General features: G+C 41.3%; 15 protein-coding genes. 14 read left to right on the forward strand and 1 reads right to left on the reverse strand.

From position 1 onward, the window contains the following. Positions 1–6 precede the first annotated feature (6 nt). Both I2I33_RS14450 and I2I33_RS14455 read left to right on the forward strand, forming a co-directional pair. The gene (locus I2I33_RS14450; RefSeq protein WP_087419415.1) at positions 7–2421 is read left to right on the forward strand and encodes a Gldg family protein; all 2415 of its coding nucleotides are present in this window, start codon (positions 7–9) and stop codon (positions 2419–2421) included. A 117-nt stretch (positions 2422–2538) separates the two neighbouring features. Beyond that, positions 2539–3627: a TlpA family protein disulfide reductase gene (locus I2I33_RS14455; RefSeq protein ID WP_229128311.1), complete on the forward strand. Its 1089-nt coding sequence runs from the start codon at positions 2539–2541 to the stop codon at positions 3625–3627. Positions 3628–3897: 270 nt separating this feature from the next. Here I2I33_RS14455 and I2I33_RS14460 read toward each other — a convergent pair whose 3' ends face one another. Beyond that, positions 3898–4563: a recombinase family protein gene (locus I2I33_RS14460; protein WP_087419416.1), complete on the reverse strand. Its 666-nt coding sequence runs from the start codon at positions 4561–4563 to the stop codon at positions 3898–3900. A gap of 383 nt (positions 4564–4946) precedes the next feature. Between I2I33_RS14460 and I2I33_RS14465 the strand changes: the two genes are divergently transcribed. The 12 genes from I2I33_RS14465 to I2I33_RS14520 all read left to right on the forward strand — a co-directional run bounded on the left by I2I33_RS14465 (position 4947) and on the right by I2I33_RS14520 (position 23892). Further along, positions 4947–5531 carry a DUF3575 domain-containing protein gene (locus tag I2I33_RS14465; RefSeq protein WP_087419417.1) on the forward strand — a complete coding sequence of 195 codons (585 nt, stop codon included), beginning with the start codon at positions 4947–4949 and terminating at the stop codon, positions 5529–5531. Between the two features lie 11 nt (positions 5532–5542). Further along, positions 5543–6820: a hypothetical protein gene (locus tag I2I33_RS14470; protein WP_087419418.1), complete on the forward strand. Its 1278-nt coding sequence runs from the start codon at positions 5543–5545 to the stop codon at positions 6818–6820. A 55-nt stretch (positions 6821–6875) separates the two neighbouring features. Then, the gene (locus tag I2I33_RS14475) at positions 6876–7988 is read left to right on the forward strand and encodes a hypothetical protein (protein WP_087419419.1); all 1113 of its coding nucleotides are present in this window, start codon (positions 6876–6878) and stop codon (positions 7986–7988) included. A gap of 23 nt (positions 7989–8011) precedes the next feature. Continuing rightward, on the forward strand, positions 8012–8962 hold the full coding sequence (locus I2I33_RS14480; RefSeq protein ID WP_087419420.1) for a FimB/Mfa2 family fimbrial subunit: 951 nt from the start codon (positions 8012–8014) through the stop codon (positions 8960–8962). 20 nt (positions 8963–8982) lie between these two features. Further along, the gene (locus tag I2I33_RS14485; protein WP_140402532.1) at positions 8983–10458 is read left to right on the forward strand and encodes a hypothetical protein; all 1476 of its coding nucleotides are present in this window, start codon (positions 8983–8985) and stop codon (positions 10456–10458) included. A 25-nt stretch (positions 10459–10483) separates the two neighbouring features. Then, positions 10484–12769: a fimbrial protein gene (locus I2I33_RS14490; RefSeq protein WP_087419422.1), complete on the forward strand. Its 2286-nt coding sequence runs from the start codon at positions 10484–10486 to the stop codon at positions 12767–12769. A 6-nt stretch (positions 12770–12775) separates the two neighbouring features. Further along, on the forward strand, positions 12776–15814 hold the full coding sequence (locus I2I33_RS14495; RefSeq protein ID WP_140402533.1) for a hypothetical protein: 3039 nt from the start codon (positions 12776–12778) through the stop codon (positions 15812–15814). 491 nt (positions 15815–16305) lie between these two features. Then, positions 16306–16692 (forward strand): S46 family peptidase, encoded by a 387-nt coding sequence (locus tag I2I33_RS14500; protein ID WP_087419424.1) that lies wholly within the window; start codon positions 16306–16308, stop codon positions 16690–16692. A 262-nt stretch (positions 16693–16954) separates the two neighbouring features. Next, a complete protein-coding gene (locus I2I33_RS14505; RefSeq protein WP_087419425.1) occupies positions 16955–17530 on the forward strand; it encodes an RNA polymerase sigma-70 factor in 576 nt (191 codons plus the stop codon). 75 nt (positions 17531–17605) lie between these two features. Then, positions 17606–18790, forward strand: a complete 1185-nt coding sequence (locus I2I33_RS14510) for a FecR family protein (RefSeq protein ID WP_087419426.1) — start codon at positions 17606–17608, stop codon at positions 18788–18790. 158 nt (positions 18791–18948) lie between these two features. Next, positions 18949–22344 (forward strand): SusC/RagA family TonB-linked outer membrane protein, encoded by a 3396-nt coding sequence (locus tag I2I33_RS14515; RefSeq protein WP_195666836.1) that lies wholly within the window; start codon positions 18949–18951, stop codon positions 22342–22344. A 12-nt stretch (positions 22345–22356) separates the two neighbouring features. Beyond that, the gene (locus tag I2I33_RS14520) at positions 22357–23892 is read left to right on the forward strand and encodes a RagB/SusD family nutrient uptake outer membrane protein (RefSeq protein ID WP_087419428.1); all 1536 of its coding nucleotides are present in this window, start codon (positions 22357–22359) and stop codon (positions 23890–23892) included. Positions 23893–23897: the final 5 nt, after the last annotated feature.

Consider the following 23897-nt stretch of genomic DNA (forward strand, 5'->3'; position numbering starts at 1 on the left):
AATGTTATGAGAGCAATATACAGAATAGCTCGTTTGGAGTTATCAAATCTTTTTTACTCGCCGATTGCGTGGTTGATCCTGATCCTTTTTGTCTTTATGACTGCGATGAACTTTACGGATGTACTTTGGGCGTATGCTAGAAGTCAGGAATTCCGGGGCGGAGGGTTGTCTGATTTGTCCCGGGCGTTGTTTTTCGATGTAACGGGACGGGGGTTGTGGCCCAAGATTAGTAATTTGTTGTACATGATCATGCCTTTGTTGACGATGGGATTAATCAGTCAGGAGTTCAGCCGGGGATCGATCAAGCTGTTATTCGTGGCTCCGATTACCAGTCGTCATATCGTGCTGGGAAAGTTTCTGGGAATGATGATGTACGGGTTGTTAATGTTTAGCGTGTTGCTGGTGTACGTTATCCTTGGCGGATGTTGGATTGAATCCTTTGACTGGGCGGCCGTATTGACCGGGTTGTTGGGGTTGTACCTTCTTTTCGGAACTTACGCGGCAATCGGTCTGTTCATGTCCACGCTGACGACTTACCCGATCGTGGCGGCTATTTATATGCTGGCTTTGTTGACTTTCCTGCGTTTCGTGTCCGGGCTGTGGCAGGAATATACTTTTGTCCGGGACATCACGTATTGGCTGGCCTTGGACCGACGGGCCGGTACGTTTATTAACGGGATGATTTGCAGCGAGGATTTCCTTTATTTCGTTATCATGACGGCCATGTTCCTCGGGTTTGCGATTTTGAAATTGCAGTTTATCCGGGAGCGCCGTTCCATGTTGAGTAAAGTCGGGCGATTCTTGGGTGTGTTTATCGTGGCGATGTTACTGGGGTACGTGACTTCCCGGCCCATGCTACGATTGTATCACGATTCGACGCATACCAAGACAAACACGTTGACCGAGGCCAGCCAGGAGATCGTGTCCAAGCTGGACGGGGGATTGAAGATGACGACTTACGTGAATCTGTTCGGTAGTATTTACAATATTACTCCTGCCAAGGTGATGGCCGATATAGCACGCTATAATTCTTATATCCGGTTCAAGCCGGAGACGAAGATGGATTACGTGTTTTATTACTACACGGACACGACGGACGGGTTCTTTGCCCATCGTTTTGCCGGGAAAACGTTGAGCGAGGCCGCGAAAGAGATGGCAAAGTTTCAAGGTGTTAATGCTAAAAAATATGTTCCCTTGTCTAAAGTTGACCCGGACGTGGATTTGAGAGACGAGGGGTATCGTTTCGTGGTATTGCTGGAACGTGAAAACGGGGAAAAGACTTTTCTGCGGGTGTTCAACGACGCTCAAAGGGTTCCTTTTGAGACGGAGATTTCTGCCGCGTTAAAACGGATTGGCATGAAATTACCAAGTGTGGGTTTCCTCTCGGATCACTATGCCCGCACGATTACCGGGGATCGAAACCGGGATTATTCCTACATGGTGTCGGAAAAGCTGTATCGTTCGGCCTTGATTAATCAAGGTTTTGATGTGGCAGACGTGAAATTGAGCCGTAATCCTCAATTGCTTGATAGTTTGGACGTGCTGGTCGTTTCTGAACCGAGGGAACCCTTCTCGGAAGAGGAGTTGGATAAATTATATCGTTACGTGGAAAGCGGGAAGAACTTGATTATTGCGGGAAAACCGAGGACGAACAGTTATTTGGCCCCGTTGATGGAGAAACTGGGATTGCGTTTTGAACCGGGGATTCTGGTGCAGAAACAGGATCAGATAGCGGATAAAAATGCTGCCAGTATGCCTTCTGCCAGAGGTGCGGGTGGTGGCCCCGGAGCTTTGGGGCAGGCCGAGGAAAGGGAATATCCGGTTAGCCTGTTTCTTTGTAGAGCTACCGATGAAGCCAAGGGATTATCTAAACTTTGGGACGATTTGTACATAAAAACCAATCATCCTGAATGGCCTTACTCGATCGTGATGCCGGAGGCTTCAGCGGTTTTGCAAGTGGAAGATAAAGGTTTTAGGGTGACCCCGTTACTGGTTGGGCGTGATCCTTCGAGCTGGAACGAGTTGGAGACGATTGATTTTGTGAATGAAACACCCCTGTTGAATCTTAATGCCGGGGAGCAAGCCGGGACGAAGACCACGATGATAGCTTTGGAGCGTCAACAGGCAGGAAAGGAACAGCGAATTGTGGTTATCGGGGATGCGGATGCTTTCAGTATGGGAGAGGTGATGGCGAATCGTAGGGGGATACTTTCTATAAACGGGGGGCTGATCATGTCGATGTTTGAATGGTTGTCTTACGGGGAACTCCCGGTGGATACTTCCCGTCCCGAACCGGTTGACAATAACCTGACGATTGGTGCGGAGGCCGCCGGAAACGTGAAGACGATGTTGCAATGGATTCTACCGGTGTTGATTTTGCTGGGTGGTGTGTTATTGCTGTTCAGGAGAAAGGGAAAATAGAGAATGTATTTTGGTGCTGTTTTAATACAGTGTTTTGTGCAATAATTTTCGTGTCACAGGGCCGTGGCGGGAGTGTCTCTTTTGACATGGCTCTGTGATTTAACTAATTTGAGAATGATGATGAAGAAATTGATTTACATGGCTGTATTATTGTTTGCAGTTATTTCTGTTAAGGCTCAGGATTACGAGGCTTTTAACAAGTTTATGAGAGATTATTCCAAAGGTTGGATGACAGATTACAGGAAACCGGCAGGCAACACGATGGAGATGACTAAACAAGTGGGTGAGCCTGCCCCGGAATTTTATTTTGATAAAAAGTTAAATAGCAAGGCGTTAAAAGGGAAGTTTATCGTGATAAATTTCTGGTCCACGTGGTGTGGTAGTTGTATCAATCTGGTTCACGATTTGGACACCGTGCTGTTCCGGAATATGCAGCCTTACGAGGGAGTGCAGTTTATCGGGGTGGATTCACACGAGACGGTCTCGGAGCGTGAAGCCCAAAAATGGTGGGAAGATCGCGGGCTTCATTATCCTTGCGGTTACGGGAAAGGAGCAGATGCTTGTGCGGAGGCGTTTCATGGCAATCATCCGTCGGCTATAATTATTGATGATCAAGGGATCATTCGAGGACGTTGGGATGGGTGGAGTCCGAGGTTAGCGGAAATCATTCGAATGGCCATCTGGGCGCTTAAAATTGTCCCGGAACAGGGAATCCAGGCCGATCTGGCAACAGTCAAGGGGCTTGTAGAAGAAAAGGAGTATCTTAAAGCGCTCTATTTACTCGAAATTATGCAGGAAAATATAGAGAGCGCTGCTTTGAAATACCAGTGTAAACTGGAGGTTTCCGAAAATAGTGCTATCCGGTATTTTGATGTAATACAGGAAAAATACAGGGGAGACGAGCAATATCCTGCTGTTATGGAGAGTGTCATGCATTTGGTGCTGGCCTCTGATTCGAGAACGGATGCCGTTATCAAGAATGGTTTAGATGCGGCGGAGAGGTTATTGAGAAGTGGAAGAAACGGGGACTACCGTGTTCATGAAGCGATGGGTATTTTGTGTTACAGGTATGGCGAAAGTTTCAGACGTAAAGGTGTTCAGGCTTTGGAAAATAGTATTCCGGCAGCCAAGATGAATCGTGTGGGGGATGATGTTATCAAGCATCTGGAAGAGCAGGTGAAGATTTATCGGGAGAAATTAGATTGATTGTCGTCGATAGATGTGAGAAAATCACAACGTTCCTCCACGATTGCTCTGGGGTAGAGCTGGGGATGGGCTAGGACAAGTACCCAATAATTACACGGCACAAACATAGCAAGAACACTGGAGATTGTTCTTGCTATGTTTATGCTATGAAGATGCTGTTTTCTTGTCCTAGCCCATCGGCAGACAAAGGGATAACCATGGGCGGACAAATGGCGAATGTTTGGGATTTGTTCACGTATGTAAAGTTTGGCAGTTAGTTGTTGGGGTATTTTATGTATTAGTTTTATGATTGAGTGTCTCCGTTTTTCTATCTTTTGCTTTTTCTGCTAAAATACCGGAAATATCCGGGCATTTCTTTTTGAATTTTTCGAACGTGTCACGGGAAAGCTCGTAGTGACGGCATATCGTGATAATTGATTTCCCTTCTTTTAACATTTTAATGATCGTGTGACGATTGTCCATCAATATCTTCAATTTTGTATAACTTCCCTTTTTACGTCCGAGTGTAACTCCTTCTGCTCGCCTTAAAGCTAGGGCTTCTTTGGTCCGCATGGAGATCAGGTTACGTTCTATTTCAGCCACAAGTCCGAAAGCGAAGCATAACACTTTACTGTTGATGGAGTCATCGAAAGTATAGCCGTCCTTGACGCTGTGGAGAACAATTCCTTTTTCCAGGCATTTACCCATGATGCTCATGATGTCTGTCAGGGTTCGACTTAAACGTGAAATTTCGGTAACGATTAGGGTGTCTCCTTTTTTGAGTTTCTTCAGCAGACTTCCTAATTGACGCTCTTTGCCTGCTTTTTTTCCGCTCGCAATTTCCATGATAAAACGATCAATATTGATGTTCTTTTGTAGTGCAAAGCGTTCAATCTCAGATCTTTGATTGAGTAAATTCTGTTTTTCTGTACTGACTCTCAGATAGGCAATAATCATAATAATTTGTATTAAATAATGGCAACCAAAAGTACAACTATTTAGGTATCGTTTTATACAAATTATATGAATATTTCGTAAGTAAAATTGTTGGTTAAAACGTTGGTTTTCTGATACAAAGGTATGGATGATATATTAAAAAACAAAATATTATTGTAAAATAATGATACTTAATAGAAAACGTTTGCAATGTAGTGGATAACTGGATTGTTGTTTTTTAGCCTTTTAAGTATCTGTTTTAAACGAACGATTAAATCGGCCATTTTGGGTGTTAATCGTTTCAATATCAGATAAAAATATGATGTTGTCAATCTCTCGGCGTGTCAGATTGGGTTTTCGGTGTAGTAGAAGGATAATTATACTATAATTAAAAAGAAGGTGACATGAAGAAATCGTGTGTACTGGCCTTGCTGATACTTTTATTGTTCGGTGGGGGCCGTGTTTTTGCACAGAAAGTCGCGGTTAAGACCAATGTGTTATACTGGGCAACAACAACTCCAAATCTTGGTTTCGAGTTTGGCTTGGGTAAGAAAACCTCGTTAGAATTTTTCGGCGGGTACAACCCCTGGAACCTGGACAAGGGTGAGAACAAAAAGATGAAACATTATTTAATCCAGCCGGAATTTCGTTACTGGTTATGCGAACGTTTTCAAGGGCATTTTTTCGGGCTCCATGCCGGGTTCTCTGAATACAACGTGAGCGGCGTGCGCTTGCCCCTACCGCAGTTCCCAAAACGAATGAAGGATCACCGTTACGAGGGCTGGGGGATGCTGTTCGGTGTCTCTTACGGTTACTCCTGGATACTGGGGCGGCGTTGGAACCTGGAGGCCACGATCGGTGGCGGTTACCTCTACGGTAAATACGACGTTTACGATTGCGTGAAGTGCGGTGATTTCCGGGGTTCGAACAAGAAGAGCCGTTTCGGGATCACGAAGGCCGGCTTGACTTTAGTTTACTTGATAAAATAGGATAGATTATTATGAAAGCGAGAAATATATTGCTGGCTTGCTCGGTGGCGTTCTTGTCGGGCGAGTTAGGAGCCCAGGTACAGGTGGAAAACCCGTCGGTGAAGAAGGACCGTCGGGAGGTGGAGGTGCGTTTTGACATTCGTGATATGCCAGAGTATGCCCGTAGTCGTCAGAAGGTGGTTCTTCGTCCTTACCTTCACTCGGGGACAGACACGTTATGGCTGGAACCGGCGCAATTATACGGTAAAAACCGTTTCCGCAGGGAACGCCAAGAACATTTTTTGGCGGGTAACAAGGAATGGACTTTAACAGGCTATAACGTTTTCTTGAAAGGGGGGACGCTTGAATACTCCGAGCGAGTTCCTTACGAGCTCTGGATGAAAGAGGCTGGCTTGGGGATCGCTTATCACACGGAAGGTTGTGGCTGCGAGTGTTGTGGTGGTGATCAAGGTGTCCCGGTGGGTCCTGTTTACGTGGCGCCCGTGCCAGAAGTGACCCCGGTAGAACCGTCCGCGAAGAATTTCGAGGTGGTCGAGGCACGCAAGCGTTGGGTGTTCAAGGAAAAGGACATGAAAGTCTTCTTCCCGGTGTCGAAAACGGTGTTGAATCCCGATGCCTATAATAACAAGGTAACTCTTGACGAGATCATGGCGGGAATCCGCAAGATCGGGGACATGGAAAAATTGCGTCTGCAAGGAGTCGAGATTACAGGATTTGCCTCTCCTGAAGGAGGGTTGTCCTTGAACACTCGTTTAGGCGCGGGACGTGCCGCTGCTTTGAAAGAGTATATTCGAGGCGAGATGCCTGAATTACGTGACGAGGATTTTGTCCTGGTGAACGGGGTGGAAAACTGGGATGGTTTGCGCGCGTTGGTCGCGGCTTCAAACATGGAGTATAAAGATGAAGTGTTGGCCATTCTTGATGATAGCACGCTGGGTTCGGGGCGTAAAGCCGCATTGATGAACTTGAAGAATGGTAAACCTTATCGCTACATGTTGAAGGAGTTTTACCCGGAATTACGTAATGCGTGTTACGTTTCTGTCTTCTACGATGTACTGGCGGACAAGGTGGCCGATGCCGTGAACGCCGCGAACGAGTTGATTCGTGCCGGGAAGTATGCGGAGGCGTTGAAGTCCTTGGAGGCTTACAAAAACGACGACCGGGTGTTCAATTCCATCGGTGTTTGTTACATGATGATGGAGGAGGAAGAGATCGCTATCGAATGGTTCGAGAAGGCAATTAAGGCGGGACACGCTGAGGCTGAGAAGAACTTGAAACAGTTGAAATAGTAGATATAAATATAGTTTGAATAATTTTTAGTCCGCAATTAAAATGTTGAAGTTTATGAAATTAAACAAGTTAGTTATGGTTGCGCTAGTTGCTCTAGGAGCAGTAGCCTGTGAAAAAAGTGATAAGGGAATTGATGATCAAAGTCCCAAGAGTGTGACAATTAATTTAGCCAATGTACAGGCTGGCTCTCGTTCAATGGGAGACCCCCTTGAAGAAACAGATAAGGTTGTTCTTGAACGTTTTCAAGTTTTTTTTACTGATGGTACGACTTTGTACTTGGGTAAGAAAGCAGATGGAACTGCTGAATCTGAACACTATTTTGAATCACAGCAAGGAGAAAGCTTGGATCTTACTCCAGCAACGTTCCATTTCTTACCGGCGAATGTGAGTAAGGTTATTGTTGTAGGTAATATGGATAAGATAGATGTAATAAGTGGCGTGACAAAAGTTGAAGTATTAGAAGAAGAGCTTGCCATTGAGACTCAACAAGAAGAACAAATTGGAGCATTGAGCCTTTACGGAGAAAAAGGTTTAACAGAAGCTCAAGTTGATGGAGAAGGACATATGCTTTATACCGCAAATGTAGAAGTTGCTCCTCGTATCGCTCGTATTGAAATCGCAAACTTTACTTGTAATTTTGCAGAGGCAGAGGCGGATCGTGAATATAAGGCATTTACAATTAATCATGTCGCTTTGAATAATTATTACACGAAGACAATTTTGTCTACAGCTGAGGTTCAAGAAGATGATTTAGAGAATACAGTTATTAATAGTGGTTCTGTTGAACCTTTCTTTGAAGGATTGGAAGATGGATGGAATAATGATAAATTTGCTGCTCCTTTAGAATTAACATGGGATGCAAACACAAAAGCCGTGGGTACTGTTGATGAAGTTTTGGCTTATAACTTTTTCCCGGGAGCAAAACCTCAGATTGTTGTGAGAATGACAGGAACAAAAAATGAGGAAAATGCACAACCAGCCCCGACTTTTCTTGCTACATTAAATTTGAAGGATGGTAATACACCTATCGCAGAGTTTGTAGCAGGTACAATTTATAAAATCGATTTCGTGTTTAATGAAAGCGATCCGGATCAAACTGAAAAATGTATTGATGTTACTGTTACCCCGGTAAATTGGTCTGTTGTTACTGTAACTCCTGAGTTTTAATATACAGTAAAAGGGCTAGACGAATGAAAACAGAAGAGGTGGGAGGTTTCGGACTCCTCCCTTCTTCTTCAAACTATAAATATGATGTAAAACATACAGATATGAAGATATTCAATAAATTATTATTCATGCTGCTGGCGGTAGGGATGTTTAGTAGTTGTATCAAGGAGGATATGGATGATTGCCCGAAATACAGCGTGAACACCTTGTCGTTGAGTTACAAGGGCGACGGTACTGCCGAGATTTTTAACGAGAAGATCGAGCGCGTTGTGATGTATGTTTTCGACAAGAACGAACAACTTGTAACGATGAGAGAGCTAACTAAAGATGAGTTAGCACAACGTAGTGTTTGTTTACCAGAGTTGGAACCGGGAACATACCGGGTTACCTGTTTTGGAAACTTGATAAAAGATCAGGTGAATGACCTGTATTGCGGGGATTGTGACAAGATTTATTGTGCAGCCCCAGAATATTTTAAGAAAGAGACAATATCCAGTAATGATCCGCTTTACTATTCATCGTTGGAATTGACGGTGACGGAAGAGGATCAAAATAGAGAACTTCTTTTTGCGAGTTCGCATTATAAAGTGCTTGTGGAAGTGGCTGGAGTTCCGGCTGAGTCTAACCTGTCGATAGAAGTGTGCGGTGTTTTACCCTATACGAACTTCGAGAATAAGGCAGGTGGTAATCCTGTGGATTATAAACTTGATACAGAATATAGTGATGGGCAATTTAATGCCCTATCCAATATAATGCGTCATTCGGATCATTCGGCCGTTGACGTGTGTGTGCGGGATGTTAATGGAAATGAGATTGCTAAAATAAATTTGGCGGAATTTCTAAGAGCAAACCCGAAAATTGATTGCAGTAAACATGAGGTGGTGATTCCGATTCATTTCGAATTCAAGTCGGTTGGTGTGGAAATTGGAGTGCCGGATTGGTTTGTCGTTCCGGATGTTAAACCTGAATTTTAAAAGAGATGATTATGCAAAATATGAAACAAATATTTTTAACCGTATTGCTTGGCGGTTGTCTCGGTGGTTTGTTCTCGGGTTGTACTGATGAGGATATGTCCGGAAAAACAACAGAAGATACACTTGGGGTGCGTGTGAATCTTGGTTCGCGGGCCAAGCTAGACGGGAGTGACATTGAAATTTCCTCACTGAAAGTGTATGCGTTCTGGGGAGAGGAGCAGGTCGGGTATCATGAATTAACCTCTTCTGAGCAGGAAAAGGGTAGCTTTATGATGGATGTAGTCCAAAAAACGATGAGTGAACAAGAAATGGCGTTTTACGCTATTGCGGATGATAAAGTTGTGGAGTATGAACGTGGGCAAGGTTTTAGTAAGAATATGTCTCGGGCAGATTTGGAGCAGATAGCGTTTACTTCTGTCATTAATGATGAAAAACTTCCGTTGACGTGTCGAGGAGAGGTCGAGATTACCGTGAGCGGTGGTGTAGAAAATGGAGCAGAAGGTCATGAGGGGCATTTGATTGTTAATAAAGATAAGCCAGTAGAATTAAAATTGTCTTATCCCGCGGGAAAATTGGAGCTCTATTTTGCGAAAGGACCGAACGTGAATTCCGATGGATTGGTGGTGAAGAGTGCCAAAGTATTGCGAAATGGTATGCGAGAAAAGAATTATGTTTTTCCGGTGTCACTTGATAAGTTACAGGCTGTGGGTCGTTATCCGGCAGATAAACCGATTAATTTGAAAAATAATGGTGTTGTAGCTAAAACTTTGGAGAACAAAACAACTAATGCGGATGATTACGAGTTACTCATGGAGGGTAATGTTTTTCTGTTTGAAAATCCTTATGGGAGCAAGGATAATAATGTTGATCAACCGGGTGATAATGATGGAAACGTGATAGAGATCGTGTACACGGTGAATGGTGGAAACGAGAGGACAAAGGAAGTGTATTTGCCAGCAATCGAGCGAGGAAAGTGTTACCAGGTATTATGTTGGGTGGATTACCGAGGGACAGTAATTGTTACGTATAAGGTGTTACCTTGGGAAACTGAAGATATTTATGAGTTGGATGGGGGGGAACATCCGTCATATAATTGTACTCTTGATGGTGATAAGGATAATACGGATGTATGGGTTTCTGTAACAGATCCCGTTTTGCCTCGTGATCGAGAAGGGGCGGTGAATTTTCGATTCAAGATGAATAGTAAGCAACAGTGGACACCAACTTTAAGAAATTCCGTGGGATTCAAGATGGCTGTAATGCGGGTAACCGATGAAATGTTGATGCCCGATAGTGCTATTGATGAGGGGGAGTATATTATTACGATATGGCCGACGGAGGATTCCAAGGTGGGCGACGTGACATATTTAGAAATTACTTCCCGTTCTTTAACCGGAGAATTTGAACCTTTGTTGATTAATACTGATAAGAAGTGGGGATCGGATTCTCAAACGTTGATTAAGATTGTGCGTGTTGAGCAACAATCGACGAAGTAATGTATTATGAATAAGGCAAGATTGTATGAATAGAATCAGTAATCATATTATCAGTATATTGTTGGCAGTCGTGTTTCTCGTCGGCTGCGACAAGAGCGGGGAACAGTTAACTGTTTCGAACGATGGAAGTGATCGTATTATTTTGAGATTTGCTTCGGATAAGGCAATAGAATCTAGAGCATCCGAAGATGGAACTAGTGTCGAAAGTAAAGTAGAGAAATTGGATGTATTTATTTTTGATGAGGGAGAACTTTTTTATTATGAATCAGTGGAACCCCATGGTGCTACCGTGACATTAGAAAAACCGAAATCTGCTTTTGCCAAATCTAATTATTCTATCTATTTGGTTGCAAATAGTACAAATCCGAGTAAACCATTAAGTGAGATAAAAAATCTCACGGAGTTACGACAGGTAACGGAAACTTCAACAACAGAGAATCCGTTAAATGAGATAGATCCAACAAAAGAAAATGGAAGTTTCTTGATGAGCGGGAATGTGGATGATGTGAGATTGAATGATGGAAATGCAGATGTTAACACGGAAATTAATATTAATTTGGCACGTGCGGCTGCTAAAATTGAGGTCGTGTTGATCGAGGGGGCTAACAAGGGTGGCGATTGGTTCCAGTTTGCACCGCAAAGTAATTCAAATACTTTTCGTTTGAATAATTGGCAAGGGGTTTCTTACGTGTTACCGGATGCTGATGTGGTTGTATTACCTAGTGTGGATTTGAAAAAAGCTGATCCTTATGCGGGAAATGTGAAGTTTGGGAAGGAAACTGTTGATGGAAAAGAGGTTCAGACAATTACGATGACAACTTATTCGTACTCGAATGATTGGTCAACAGGTGGAAATGTATATGAAAAAATGACACACTTGGTTGTGCGAGTTCCTTATATGAAGAAGTCTGCGGATGGTGGAGTTGATGAGGTCGTGGACAAAAATTATTATACGATACCTGTTTCTAAGACAAATATGTTGAAGCCTAATCATCTTTACCGGGTGCGGGTGACACTGAAAGGGACAGGTGCGGAGAATGAGGGTGAGGATACGAATTTGGAAGATATTGAATACGAGGTTGTGTCATGGGAGGATTTAGATATTCAGATTGGTGCTGATGCTTTACCGCATTATCTTACATTGAATCGAGACGAGTTGGAATTGCATAATATGGCGGATGATAATACTTCTATTGCTTTTTCATCATCAAGTGAAGTGAAAATAGTTGATGGATCCCTTAAAGTTTATTATTATAATAAGTATGGAACAGAAACGAGAGTGACGGATCGACAAGTTCTCAATGAAATTAAGATTACCCCGGATGAAGGTCTTAATGGCAATCTGAATATAAAGAGTCCTATACCGACGAATAATTTAATTCGTTATATTGAATTTAAGGTATGGAATGGGGATGAAGAATGTGAGCCGATTACCGTGATGGTTAAGCAATATCCACAGGAATATATTACATATTATTTTGGATGGTACTCTTATAGAAAAGATTTTGGTTTTAATTATGAAAGTGAAAATAAAGGGAATGGATATGTGACAGCAACAACATACAATAGTAATAATGATACTTGGGGATATGATGATGATTATAATCTTAGAAGTAAGTATTTTGGTTCTAAAGTTGCTGAACAACCTTCTGCAGAAGGTTATGGAAACCAATCTAATTATGATATTTCATGGTATTATTGGGGGTGGGGGGAAATAAGAGAAGCTACTATTCGGAGCGAAAAAAATCCGCGGATGTATCATGTTCAAATAACTTCATCGGCTTTGCCGAAGTTTCCAGAAGATGAGGAATTTGATAGGATCCATCCGAATGTGACCTATCAATTGGGTATCCCTCGTAAGGATGCTTTGGGACGGACAGAAAGGGATGAGGCTAATAATAATTTAGTTTCTCCATCATTTATGATTGCATCTCGTTTAGGTTTTATTTCGGGAGATTTACCAGAGGATGATGATGAAGTAGCTTATAAACAAGCAGCGAGTCATTGTGCGAATTATGTAGAGGTTTATTATCCCCGGGATGAAAAAGGACGTCGTTTGAAAGATGCGAGTGGCCGCGAATTAGAACCAGTGGTTTTAGACGATTGGAGATTACCGACTAAAGCTGAATTGTTAATTATCATGCGTTATCAAGGAACTTCAGATCAAGGAACAGAAGCAATGGAATATTTATTAAATGCTCCAGAATATATGAGTGCAGGAGGTTTTGTTGTAAATCCTCACTCTACGTCTACAGGCAATGCTATCCGTTGTGTTCGGGATCATTACGTGAATAAAGAAATAAACAAATAGAAGACTATGATAAAGCGAATAATATGGAAATTTGCTGTTTGCTTACTAGTAATGGTAACAGCGGCGTGTTCTCGGGATGAATTGGAGGGCGGTTCAGGAGAACAACAAGTACCAGAAGGATATTTGGCGATTCAGTTTGGAACAAACGTTCCTGATATGCAACAGGTATCAACACGTAGTGTGGATTCTGATGGGCGTGGAATTCAAGATATGGTGTTGTATTGTTTCTCGGCATCAGGGGCTTTTATTACAACCGTTGAGGCGAAAATTGTAACAGATCCTATTGATCCTAATGTTAATGCCTCGTTAAGTGGGTCTTTTAGTGCAATCGTGCCGGATTACACGAAAATTATACACTTTGTGGCGAACCAGAACTTGACGGATTTTAATGAATCTGAAATGGGTGGAAAGCACGAGTCGGATTTGATGGCGACCTTGATTGCTTCCTCTGGACGAATGATTTATTGGCAACGAGTGGCATGTGAGGAGGGAGAGGATAATATGGCCGTAGCTTTGGAACGAGAAGGAAAAAAGATTGTTATGGTCCGTAATCAAGCACGAGTTACGGTGAAAAATCCTCAGAATGGCTATGTTAATATAGATGCTTTCACAACGCATAACACGCATGCTTTCGGTACGGTAGCTCCTTATAATTCAGAAACACATGATTTTGAATGGACGCCGGGGGTAAAAGGTTACCTGTCTTTGCCGGCTAATGACGAACAGATTCATCTAGAGGGTACTGAGGATGGTTCGTTTAATTTGGATGAAAAGTATATCCTGGAGTGTGAGAACGAGCTTTCGGATCCTGTGAGTGTCATATTGCATGGTGAGAATGGAAAATATTATCGGATATTGTTGTTGGATGAGGAGTCGGAGCCTTTACCGATCCGGCGGAATCATTCGTATAATATTGAGATCGTAGGTCCCTTGTCTTATGGTTATGATTCTTTTGCAGAAGCATTGGATGGAACACCCACCAATAACGTGTGGATCTCTGTTCCGGATGATATTAACGAGGTAAGTGATGGGACTCATCGATTGATTGTAGATGAAACTTTTGTAGTTTATTTAGGTACGACTACTCGTAGCGTGGATTTGACATATAGATATGAGGTGAAAAATGGGGATGGGGAGTATGGACCAGAGACAACTGGTCAAGTGCTTGCTACTTGGGTTGGCGGAGGTACGACCGTGGCAACCTCTGAGATTAAAAATGTATATGATAATAATACCGGAATAGGTACTTTGACAATTACATTGAATCAGTTGGGACAGAACGAAACGAAACGTGAAGGAATAATTCAGGTAAAGGCCGGTAAATTACGGCGTACAATTAAGGTAATTACTGTACGAGAATTTAAATTTGAACCCACATGGACTTCGGCTCAAATTTATGGTAACGTGGAGGGACAGCCGGTGACATTGATGTTCACTATTCCGGAGGATTTTCCTGAAGAGTTGTTACCTTTACGGGTGAAAATTGGTGCCGATTGGTTGAATATTCGGCAATCAACAGGACAACAGTTGGCAACAATTACATCTATTAGTAATCCTGATGAATTTAGTGAAAACGATCCTTGGAAATTTAAATTTGTTTACGAGGCAACACATACAGGGGTACAACGTGTTTATTTTAATACCGTGTTGAAACCTGAAAAGGAGGGTGATGCTTATAAAAATGGAACATTAACCATTGAAGCGGAGCATTTTATTACTTTAGAGAAGGTATTCCCGTTTAGTGATCATAATTATTATATTTCAATTGGAGGATTGATTGACGTGAATGGTTCGAACCTAGGAGATGAAATGCCGGATGGGGAAACCGTGTATTATTGTTTGGTACCACAAAAGGTGAGCGCTCCGGTAACTTTTGATGTGCAATTGAGAGAAGAGAAAGAAGGAAGAGGTAATGATCCTGTTGTTTCTGACGAGAATGATGTATTTTTGCTTTATTCTCAGTACTTAACTCGCTATGATGATGAGGATATTCCTGGCGGTGCGGGTAATAAGGAGTGTGATTTTAAACCTATTGATGAGGGAACGTGGGGGACTGGTGGACGAGTATTTTCATTTACTCCGGTTCAAAAAGGAAAGAGCGATTATAAGATTTATTTAAAAACAGATAGACCTAATAGTGCAGAAGTAATTCGTATCGCGTCAAGTGAGTCGAATCCAGAAGCTGGTTATGAATATAAAGGAAATCATTATCGTTCGATTACTTTCGAATTGGCAAATAATGATCCATTTAAGTTCTCAGGAAAGTTGAAGAATGGAAACTTAACGATAAATGCGAATGAATCGGGAGAGTGGAGTTACGAAGTTGGGCAGGAGGTTGATTTGGAATTTGACATTACGAGTTTCCGTGGTACTGATAACAAGTCTGCAGATCCTTTTGGAACAGAATTTAAGGTTTATATTGATGCTCCGATGCTGGAGATTGATGATAATAGAAGGGGAAGCGCCTATCCGGAAGAGATATTTAAGGAGGATCCTAATGTTGAGGGACGATTTATATATGTTGTAAAGGCTAAACGGGATGAAAATCGGAATGGTACAGATGATGTAGCCATTAAAGATGTTGATAATGGTAATGTACAGGTGAATCCGGGAGTGGGACCTGCAGATCAAACGGGAGAACATAAAGTGTTACCATTTAAAACGAAGTCTATCGTGAGTGCAGGAGAAATCACCATATCTGCGGATGAAAATGTCGTGATTTTTAGTGATGAATCATTTACAATTGCTAATACGCCGATTACAGGAACGATAGAATTCAGTGAAGATGGTAAGTCATATTCTCCTGTACCCAAGGATGGTTTTGTCACTTTTGAGGTGGAAGGAGGATCTCCCCGTATTGGTAGTATGACGATTACTGAAGATGGCAAATACACGTTACGTTTGCGTAAAGAATACCGTTACGATTGGGAAAGAACGAAAATTTGGGTTCATTATCGTGTAGATGATAAGATTTATCATGCAGATGTGAATAGCTTGAAGGAATTGTTTGAGAATGGTACTATTAAAATGAACTTAGAACAATAGAAGGGAGTTTCTTTCATACGAAAGTAATTATTCAAAGAACAAAGTAGGAATATATCTGAGGCGAGATGAAATACAAACCTACTTTTCATATTCAATAAATGCAACCAGTTGGGGGTGTCTAACGAGTTTAGGCACCTCTTTTTAATTTACAAAGTTGGTAGAAAATGATTTTTCTCGATTAACCCGTCTAAGGAGGTTTTTCAGGGGGTGATTCCGGAAATTGTTTGGTTGTAGGGCGGTTATTAGGCGACGTTTAGGTGCTATCTCCCGATTATCACTACTATTTTAACAGAGCGCTTTAAATCTTTATCTATGTATAAAAGTGTAAGAACGGGGGCTTTGAGGACGTAGATGATATAGACAATATTTTCTTACTTCGTGGTTTACTAGATTTTCTTTAATGGTGCTTTAGGTTTGACAACAGGCTTGTAGATACATTATCTCGGGATCGTGTAAGGTGAATTATACTTTAGATAGTAAAATTGAGGAGAATGCTACGAGATAGATTTTCCAAAGAATTGAAGATTATTTTTTTACGAGATTTTGCTGATTTTGTATCAATAAACGATAAATTATTATCGTGTTTTTGTAGAGCGAATTTCACGTCAACGGGGAGCGTGGCAGATGAAAATGTTACTTTCGGGGCAGTGAGAGGGTGTGAGATGAATGAATTATCATATCGTTATTACACAACTATGGATGGTATGTATAATAAGTATTTGAATAATCCCAGTGATTCGGAGTACTATCTTTCAAAGAAAATGCGGGATTTGTATCAAAAACAAGATTATGGGCGTTATGGTGATAAAGATGGACGATTGAGAGTTTGTTTCTTGATGGATGCACTACTACTAGTGGAAATTCCGGTAGTGCTGTAGTGTAGGTTAAAAAAGTCTGGGTGTGAATTTTAATATTGCACCCAGATTTTCTCTATTTATAGACTTATTTTTTTTATATGGAGAAGACAGTACGAATCATTTTCATAAAAAGTCATATTATCCCAATAAAACGTAATCTATATGATTATGAGTTAAAATTCATGGAGATAAGAATGCTAGGAATTTGTGTTGTGATTGTTATTCTCATTTTTTTCTCTATTTTTGTTACCTCAAGAGAGTTTTTGGGGTAAATGGAATAATCATGTCTGATAGTGATCAAAATAACGATGATAAATTATTTGAATCCATTCGTCAAGGTAATATTGATGCCTACGAAATGCTTTTCAAAAAATATTACTTGTCCATGTGCATGATTGCTCGTCGTATTGTTGAGGATGAGGATGTGGCGAAGGATCTTGTTCAAGAAATATTTATTCGCTTGTGGGAGAAAAGGGAAACTTATGATTTTCGAGAGACGGCAGATATATTTTTATACGTGTCTGTCAGGAACAAATGCTTTGATTATTTGAGGAGCCGGAAAAATTTACCACTTCAGGAAGGATTAAGTGCTGCCGGTAACGAGTACTTTTTTCGCGATATTTTAATAGAGGAGGAAACCTACAGGATCGTGATGGAAGCTATTGACGCCTTGCCTGCCCAGAGTGGACGGATTATAAAGTTAAGTTTGGAAGGAAAACAGAATAAAGAAATTTCCGAAAATTTGGGTATTTCTGTAAATACAGTCAAGTCGTTGAAATATAAGGCAATGGATACTCTTCGTGAGGTTTTAAAGGATTACTTCTATCTTCTTTTGGTGTTTTTAGCGGAAAATAATTAAAAAAAAGCGGGAAGCTCACTCATCCTTTAAGATGAATTTGTCGTTCTATGTATAGAAATGTAATAAAACGTTTGTATGGTAGAGTGTCCTAAAGATTATAAAATATCCCGTTTAATAGCTAAAAAGTTAATGGGAGTTATCCTGCCCGAGGATGAGGAAAAACTGAATGCTTGGCTGGAGGAGGATGCAAGAAATAAGGATTTATATCAGCGCATTCTTGAGGTAGAAAATTTTTCTACCAGGGATATGTATGCGAAGCGTTTAGATGTAGAACATACGTGGGATGCCTTGAAAGAACAATTAGCCGGACAAAGAAAGCGTAGATCTTTATTCTCTTCTTGGCAGATTGGTGTGGCAGCTTCTGTGATATTGCTTGTAGGAATAGGATTGTACTGGGGTTTCAATAAAAAGCCGAAGGTGAAACAAGTAGAGGTGGCGGCTCATGTGGAGATGGGGGGAGCTAAAGCTATTTTAGTGACTTCCCGGGGGGATGAGATTGTTCTGCAGGATAGTTCTGTACAGTTGATCACGTTGGGAGGGGGAATGGTTGCCAAGAACGATGGAGTTCAAGTGTCTTACAAGGAGAATGAAGGGGCAGGGAAAGAAGATGTGTTAGAATACAATACGATTCGAGTACCTCGGGGTGGGGAGTATAAATTGTTTTTGTCCGATAACACGGAGGTCTTTCTGAATTCTGATTCAGAAATTCGTTTCCCGGTGAAATTTGGTAAGGGGAAACGTGATGTCTTTTTACGAGGAGAAGCTTTTTTCGTAGTTACTAAAGATGCTTCACGTCCTTTTGTTGTGAATGCAAACGATAAGATGTCGGTGGAAGTTTTGGGAACACAATTTAATTTGCAGGCTTATCCGGATGATGCTTTCGTGGAAACGACTTTGAACGAGGGAGCAGTACGGGTATTTAATGGCAAGCAGGGTGTAAGACTTCGTCCGGATGAGCAAGCTGTTTATGATGAGGGAAAATTCACCGTTCGTAAAGTTGATGCCAGTAGTTATTCTGCATGGAAAGAGGGGAGATTCATGTTGTTGAATCATTCGCTGGAGAATATCATGACCCGTTTGGCGCGTTGGTACAATATTGATATATTTTGGGAGAATCCGGAAGTGAAAGAGTATCATTTTTCTGGAGAGTTGGCCCGGTATGAGGATTTCACGGAAATATTGAGAATGTTGGAGTTGGCAACCCGGGTACATTTCGAGGTAAAGGATAGGACGGTATTCGTGCGTAAAATTGAAGAATGATGAATCTAAATAAAAAAGAGCAGAAAACATTGGCACTATTTTCTGCTCGTGAGTGAGTCTAAATAACGATTAAAAACAGAATTATTAATCATTAAGCATGTAAAAGTATGAAAAAAAACGGAATCGAAGTCTTTGAAGGAGTTCAAAGATTAAAAAAGATGCGATTTATTTTAAAACGCAGCCTTCTTTTTCTGTTTGTGTCAGTCTTTTTCTTACAGGCCGAGGCGGCCTCTCAAGTGATAAGATTGACGTTAAATTTGAAAGATGTTACGATTGACGAGGCTATCACGGACATGAGTCAGAAGACAGGGTATCGTTTTTTGTATCAGATGGAGGAGGTATTGAAGTATGGGAGACGTGATGTGAACGTGAAGGATGCGACTTTGGACGAAGTATTGAAAGTTTTGTTTAAAGATACACGTTTATCCTACGTGATTCAGAATGATGTGATTATCATTACTCAAGTGAAAGACGAGAAAAAACAAGAACAATCCCGCCAAATTAAAGGTAAGGTAATTGATACGAAGGGAATGCCGTTACCGGGAGTTACCATATTAATCAAGGGAACTAAATTGGGCGTGATAACGGATATAGACGGAAAGTTTAAAATTGAGATCCCGAAGCTGGATAGTACAATTCTGGTATTTTCGTTTATTGGAATGGAAACTGTTAATCACCAATTGAGTAATGATCGAAAAAATGATGAAAAAGAGCTGGTGATCACGATGAAGGATGACGTGAAAGAGATGGACGAGGTGGTCGTGACAGGGTATAGCAATATCAGAAAAGAGAGTTTTACCGGTAGTTCTATTTCCGTGAAACGGGAAGATTTATTGAAGGCATCTGCCACGAACGTGATTCAAGCACTATCGACGTTTGATCCGTCATTCCGTATACAACAAAACAATAAGTGGGGATCGGATCCGAATGCTATTCCTGAAATATATATACGCGGACGTTCCGGTATCGGGGTGAAAGAATTGGATAAAGATGCGTTATCCAAGTCTTCTTTGAAGAATAACCCGAATCTTCCTGTTTTTATCATGGACGGTTTCGAGGTGAGCGTGCAGAAAGTGTATGATATGGATCCGATGAGGATTGAAAATATCCAGATATTGAAAGATGCTTCAGCCACGGCGATGTATGGTTCCCGGGCTGCCAATGGGGTTGTAGTGATTACTACTGTCGCTCCGAAACCGGGAGAGGTGACTATTTCGTACAGTCTGACAGGTTCGGTTTCTATGCCTGATCTTTCGGATTATAATTTGGCTGATGCAAAAGAGAAATTGGAAATAGAGCAAAAAGCCGGAATTTACACTCCGCAATATTATATGACTTGGAAACAGGCTTTGGATGCTTATAACGAGCGACTATTGCGTGTAAAGGAAGGGGTGGACACGGACTGGCTATCTATTCCTTTACGTAATGCCGTTAATCATAAGCATAGTTTTTCGATAGAGGGGGGTAATGCGGATCTGCGTTATGGCCTTGATCTTTCTTATAACAAGAATAATGGTGTGATGAAAGATTCTTACCGAGATGTCATGAACGTGGGTTTTCACGTGGATTATCGACTTAAGAATTTGCAGGTAGTGAATTATATCGAGTATAATTATACCAAGGCTCAAGAATCTCCTTATGGCGATTTCTCTGATTATGCTCATTTGCAACCTTACGATCGTCCTTATGACAAGAATGGGACGTTGATTTCAGGAGAATTGGAATTTTCAAAACGGACTCATACGGATTATCGTGTAAATAATCCTTTGTATGAAGCTCGTTTAAATAATTTTGAATACGAGAAAGGGGATGTGTTTATCGACCGATTGATGGCTCAATGGTTCCTCACGAATTATTTGCATTTAAAAGGTCAGATTGCCATAACGAAAGAATTTACTAAAAAAGAACGTTTTATTGATCCTCTTTCTTCCAACACGACGGCGAAAATTCAGAAAGAAGAAGAATTGGAGGGGGATCTCTATTTGACGAAGGGAGAATCTACGAATTGGGACGCTCAAGTTGGTGTATATGTATCAAAATCATTTGGTGCGCACGCTCTAAATGCTTCAGCGGTAGTTAATGCTACATCTCGTGAATCTGAAAGTACTTCCAGTCATTACCGGGGATTTCCTTCCGGGGAGTATCATTCTCCTAATTATGCCGCGGAGATCAAGGATAAACCCTCAAAATCTCAGAGTACTAGTCGACTGGCCGGTTTTTTGTTTTTAGCGAATTATACTTGGAATGACATTTATTTGGCAGATGTGTCCGTGCGTTTTGACGGTTCATCCGAGTTCGGTCTGGATCAAAAGTGGGCTCCATTCTGGTCGTTTGGAGCGGGTGTCAATTTGCATAACTATGCTTTTTTGCATGGTAGTAAGGTGATCAATCGCATGAAATTTCGAGCTTCTTACGGGCAAACCGGTAAGGTGAATTTCCCGTCTTATAGTGCCAGAACGGTTTATCGGACGTTTGATCGTTGGTATGTTGCCGGGTTTGGAGTTGGTTTGAAGGCATTGGGAAATAGGGATCTGAAATGGGAGACAACGAATAAATTGAATGTCGGTACGGATATGGAATTTTGGAATAGTCGGATTTCTTTGATTTTTGATTACTATTACAATAAAACGGTAGATTTGATCACGGATGTAACTTTGCCGGGATCTGCCGGTTTCTCTTCTTACAAGAGTAATTTGGGTGAAACGTTGAACAAGGGATTCGATATCCAGTTCCGTTTCGATGTAATGAAAAACAAGGATTGGAATGTTGCCTTGTGGGGTAATCTGAATCACAATAGGAATGAAATTCTGAAAATTTCAGATGCGTTGAAAGCTTATAATTCTCAAGTAGATGATTATTATGAACTTGCGGAAGAAGATCAAACATCAAATTCGTCATGGGTTAAGGCCAATAAAACATACTCGGATTTTATCAAACCGATCATGAAATACGAGGAAGGAGCTTCGTTAACAGCAATCTATGGCGTGCGTTCATTGGGAATTGATCCCTCAAACGGTAAAGAATTATATCTCTATCGAAATGGGCAGGCCAGTCACAAATGGAAAGCAACTGAAGAAATCGTGCTTGGGGATTCGGAGCCAGAGGCCAGTGGATCTTTTGGTTTAAATGTTACTTACAAGAATTTCTCGTTGTTTGCTTCTTTTGGTTATGAATGGGGAAAACAGACGTACAATGAGACCTTGATCATGAATGTCGAGAATGCGGATATTCAAGGAAGTAATGTTGATAAGCGCGTGCTGACACAGCGTTGGGAAAAACCGGGCGATATCGCTCCCTTGAAGGATATAAAAGACATGAACAGTGTTACCTTGCCTACTTCCCGATTCGTGCAGGATGAGAATGTTTTGTCTCTGGATGCATTGACATTGAGCTATGATTTTGATCCGCTATGGCTTCGGAAAATATACTTGAAGACACTGCGCTTGGAAGTAAGTACGAGCGAGTTGTTCCGTTTGTCTTCCATCAAGCAGGAGCGAGGAACGAGCTATCCATTCGCCAGAACGGTGAACTTTTCTTTACGTGCAACTTTTTAGTAAGTCAAGAATATGAGAAATAAATTATTGTATTTAATTTTTGTTTTACCGTTCTTTATGTCATCATGTAATGAATGGTTGAATGTGGAACCGGAAGATGAGATTAGTGAAGAGAAGTTGTTTTCCACGGGTACAGGTTTCCGGCATGCTTTAAATGGTGTTTACTTTACCATGGAGTCAAGGAATTTATACGGAAAACATTTAACTTGGGGGATCGTGGATGCATTGGGGCAGGTGTATAATTATGGAAAAGCCGCTGGTGTAAACGAGATGCAGTTTGGTGCCGATGAATATGCATGGGACCATTATGCCTTTAAACCTGTGCTATCTTCCATTTGGACAGAGGCTTATAATGTGGTGGCTAATTGTAATAATATCATACAACAGATAGAACATGCCGATCCCGAAATATTTAGTTGGAAAGAAAAGGAGAAAGCTATGATCTGGGGTGAGGCCTTGGCATTGCGGGCATTTATACAATTCGATATGCTGCGTTTATTTGCTCCCGCTCCCTCTACGAATCTGGGTGACCGTAAGTTTATCCCTTATGTAAATACTTACCCGTCCTATATTTCTAATCCCAAAACGGTGAATGAGTGTTTGGAGTTGATAGCCAAGGATCTGATCGACGCAAAGCAATTATTATGGAAATTCGATACAGCGAAATCCTTTAGGCGGTCGGACAATTTTGAAACTGCAGGATCCGGTGAGACTATGTTTTTAATACGTCGGGGATTTCATCTTAATTACTGGGCAACTACCGCTTTGTTAGCTCGCGTGTATCTGTATGCACAGAAAGAAGAAGAGGCTCTGAAACAAGCAGAGGAGGTGATGACTTTTGCTGCCCAAAAAGGAGCCTTTGCTTTAGCAGATAGATTTTATTACGGAGATCGGAAGTGTTATTCCGACGTGATATTCGGGTTACATGTTATTGATCTGTTGGATTATAATAAGGAGATCAATAATATGGAAAATGAAAAAAATGCCAAGTATTTATCAATCTTGGAAGTAGAAAAGAATTATTTTGGTAAAGATCTGACAACTTCCAAAGGGGATAACGGGACTATAATGACAAGCAATGATTATCGTTTCAAGTATTGGATCGAAGATATGGACAATGAACATAGCTATTATCGATTTATGAAATACGATGCATCGACTTCAGGAGCAACGGCTGGGGTAATAGAGGTTTCTGAACATATCGTACCTTTTATTCGGATGAGTGAGGTGTACTATATTGCTGCAGAGATCTTGTGTAAGCGGGGAGCGGAAGGATTGACGAAGGCTAAATCTTACTTATCGTATATAAAAGGGCAACGTGGATTGAAAAAGACGGATGTGACCGTACAAGAAATTACGAATGCCCAATCTGATGAATTTATGGATTTGTTGATTAATGATATGCGTCGGGAATGGATAGGAGAAGGACAGACGTATTTTCTTTATAAACGTTTGAATAAGAATATTCCGAAGGAAAACGGAGGTTTTGTTGTTGCTTCTGAGAATGTATTTGTGGTACCACTTCCGGATGTTGAAACTAATTTGTGATGATT

This window comes from Butyricimonas sp. BSD2780061689_150309_C8, from assembly GCF_015560935.1.
Lineage (GTDB): Bacteria > Bacteroidota > Bacteroidia > Bacteroidales > Marinifilaceae > Butyricimonas > Butyricimonas paravirosa.

Coding starts and splice junctions, on each gene's coding strand:
- I2I33_RS14450 (WP_087419415.1), top strand. CDS start 7: ATGAGAGCAATATACAGAATAGCTCGTTTGGAGTTATCAAATCTTTTT.
- I2I33_RS14455 (WP_229128311.1), top strand. CDS start 2,539: ATGATGAAGAAATTGATTTACATGGCTGTATTATTGTTTGCAGTTATT.
- I2I33_RS14460 (WP_087419416.1), bottom strand. CDS start 4,563: ATGATTATTGCCTATCTGAGAGTCAGTACAGAAAAACAGAATTTACTC.
- I2I33_RS14465 (WP_087419417.1), top strand. CDS start 4,947: ATGAAGAAATCGTGTGTACTGGCCTTGCTGATACTTTTATTGTTCGGT.
- I2I33_RS14470 (WP_087419418.1), top strand. CDS start 5,543: ATGAAAGCGAGAAATATATTGCTGGCTTGCTCGGTGGCGTTCTTGTCG.
- I2I33_RS14475 (WP_087419419.1), top strand. CDS start 6,876: ATGAAATTAAACAAGTTAGTTATGGTTGCGCTAGTTGCTCTAGGAGCA.
- I2I33_RS14480 (WP_087419420.1), top strand. CDS start 8,012: ATGAAAACAGAAGAGGTGGGAGGTTTCGGACTCCTCCCTTCTTCTTCA.
- I2I33_RS14485 (WP_140402532.1), top strand. CDS start 8,983: ATGAAACAAATATTTTTAACCGTATTGCTTGGCGGTTGTCTCGGTGGT.
- I2I33_RS14490 (WP_087419422.1), top strand. CDS start 10,484: ATGAATAGAATCAGTAATCATATTATCAGTATATTGTTGGCAGTCGTG.
- I2I33_RS14495 (WP_140402533.1), top strand. CDS start 12,776: ATGATAAAGCGAATAATATGGAAATTTGCTGTTTGCTTACTAGTAATG.
- I2I33_RS14500 (WP_087419424.1), top strand. CDS start 16,306: ATGCTACGAGATAGATTTTCCAAAGAATTGAAGATTATTTTTTTACGA.
- I2I33_RS14505 (WP_087419425.1), top strand. CDS start 16,955: ATGTCTGATAGTGATCAAAATAACGATGATAAATTATTTGAATCCATT.
- I2I33_RS14510 (WP_087419426.1), top strand. CDS start 17,606: ATGGTAGAGTGTCCTAAAGATTATAAAATATCCCGTTTAATAGCTAAA.
- I2I33_RS14515 (WP_195666836.1), top strand. CDS start 18,949: ATGCGATTTATTTTAAAACGCAGCCTTCTTTTTCTGTTTGTGTCAGTC.
- I2I33_RS14520 (WP_087419428.1), top strand. CDS start 22,357: ATGAGAAATAAATTATTGTATTTAATTTTTGTTTTACCGTTCTTTATG.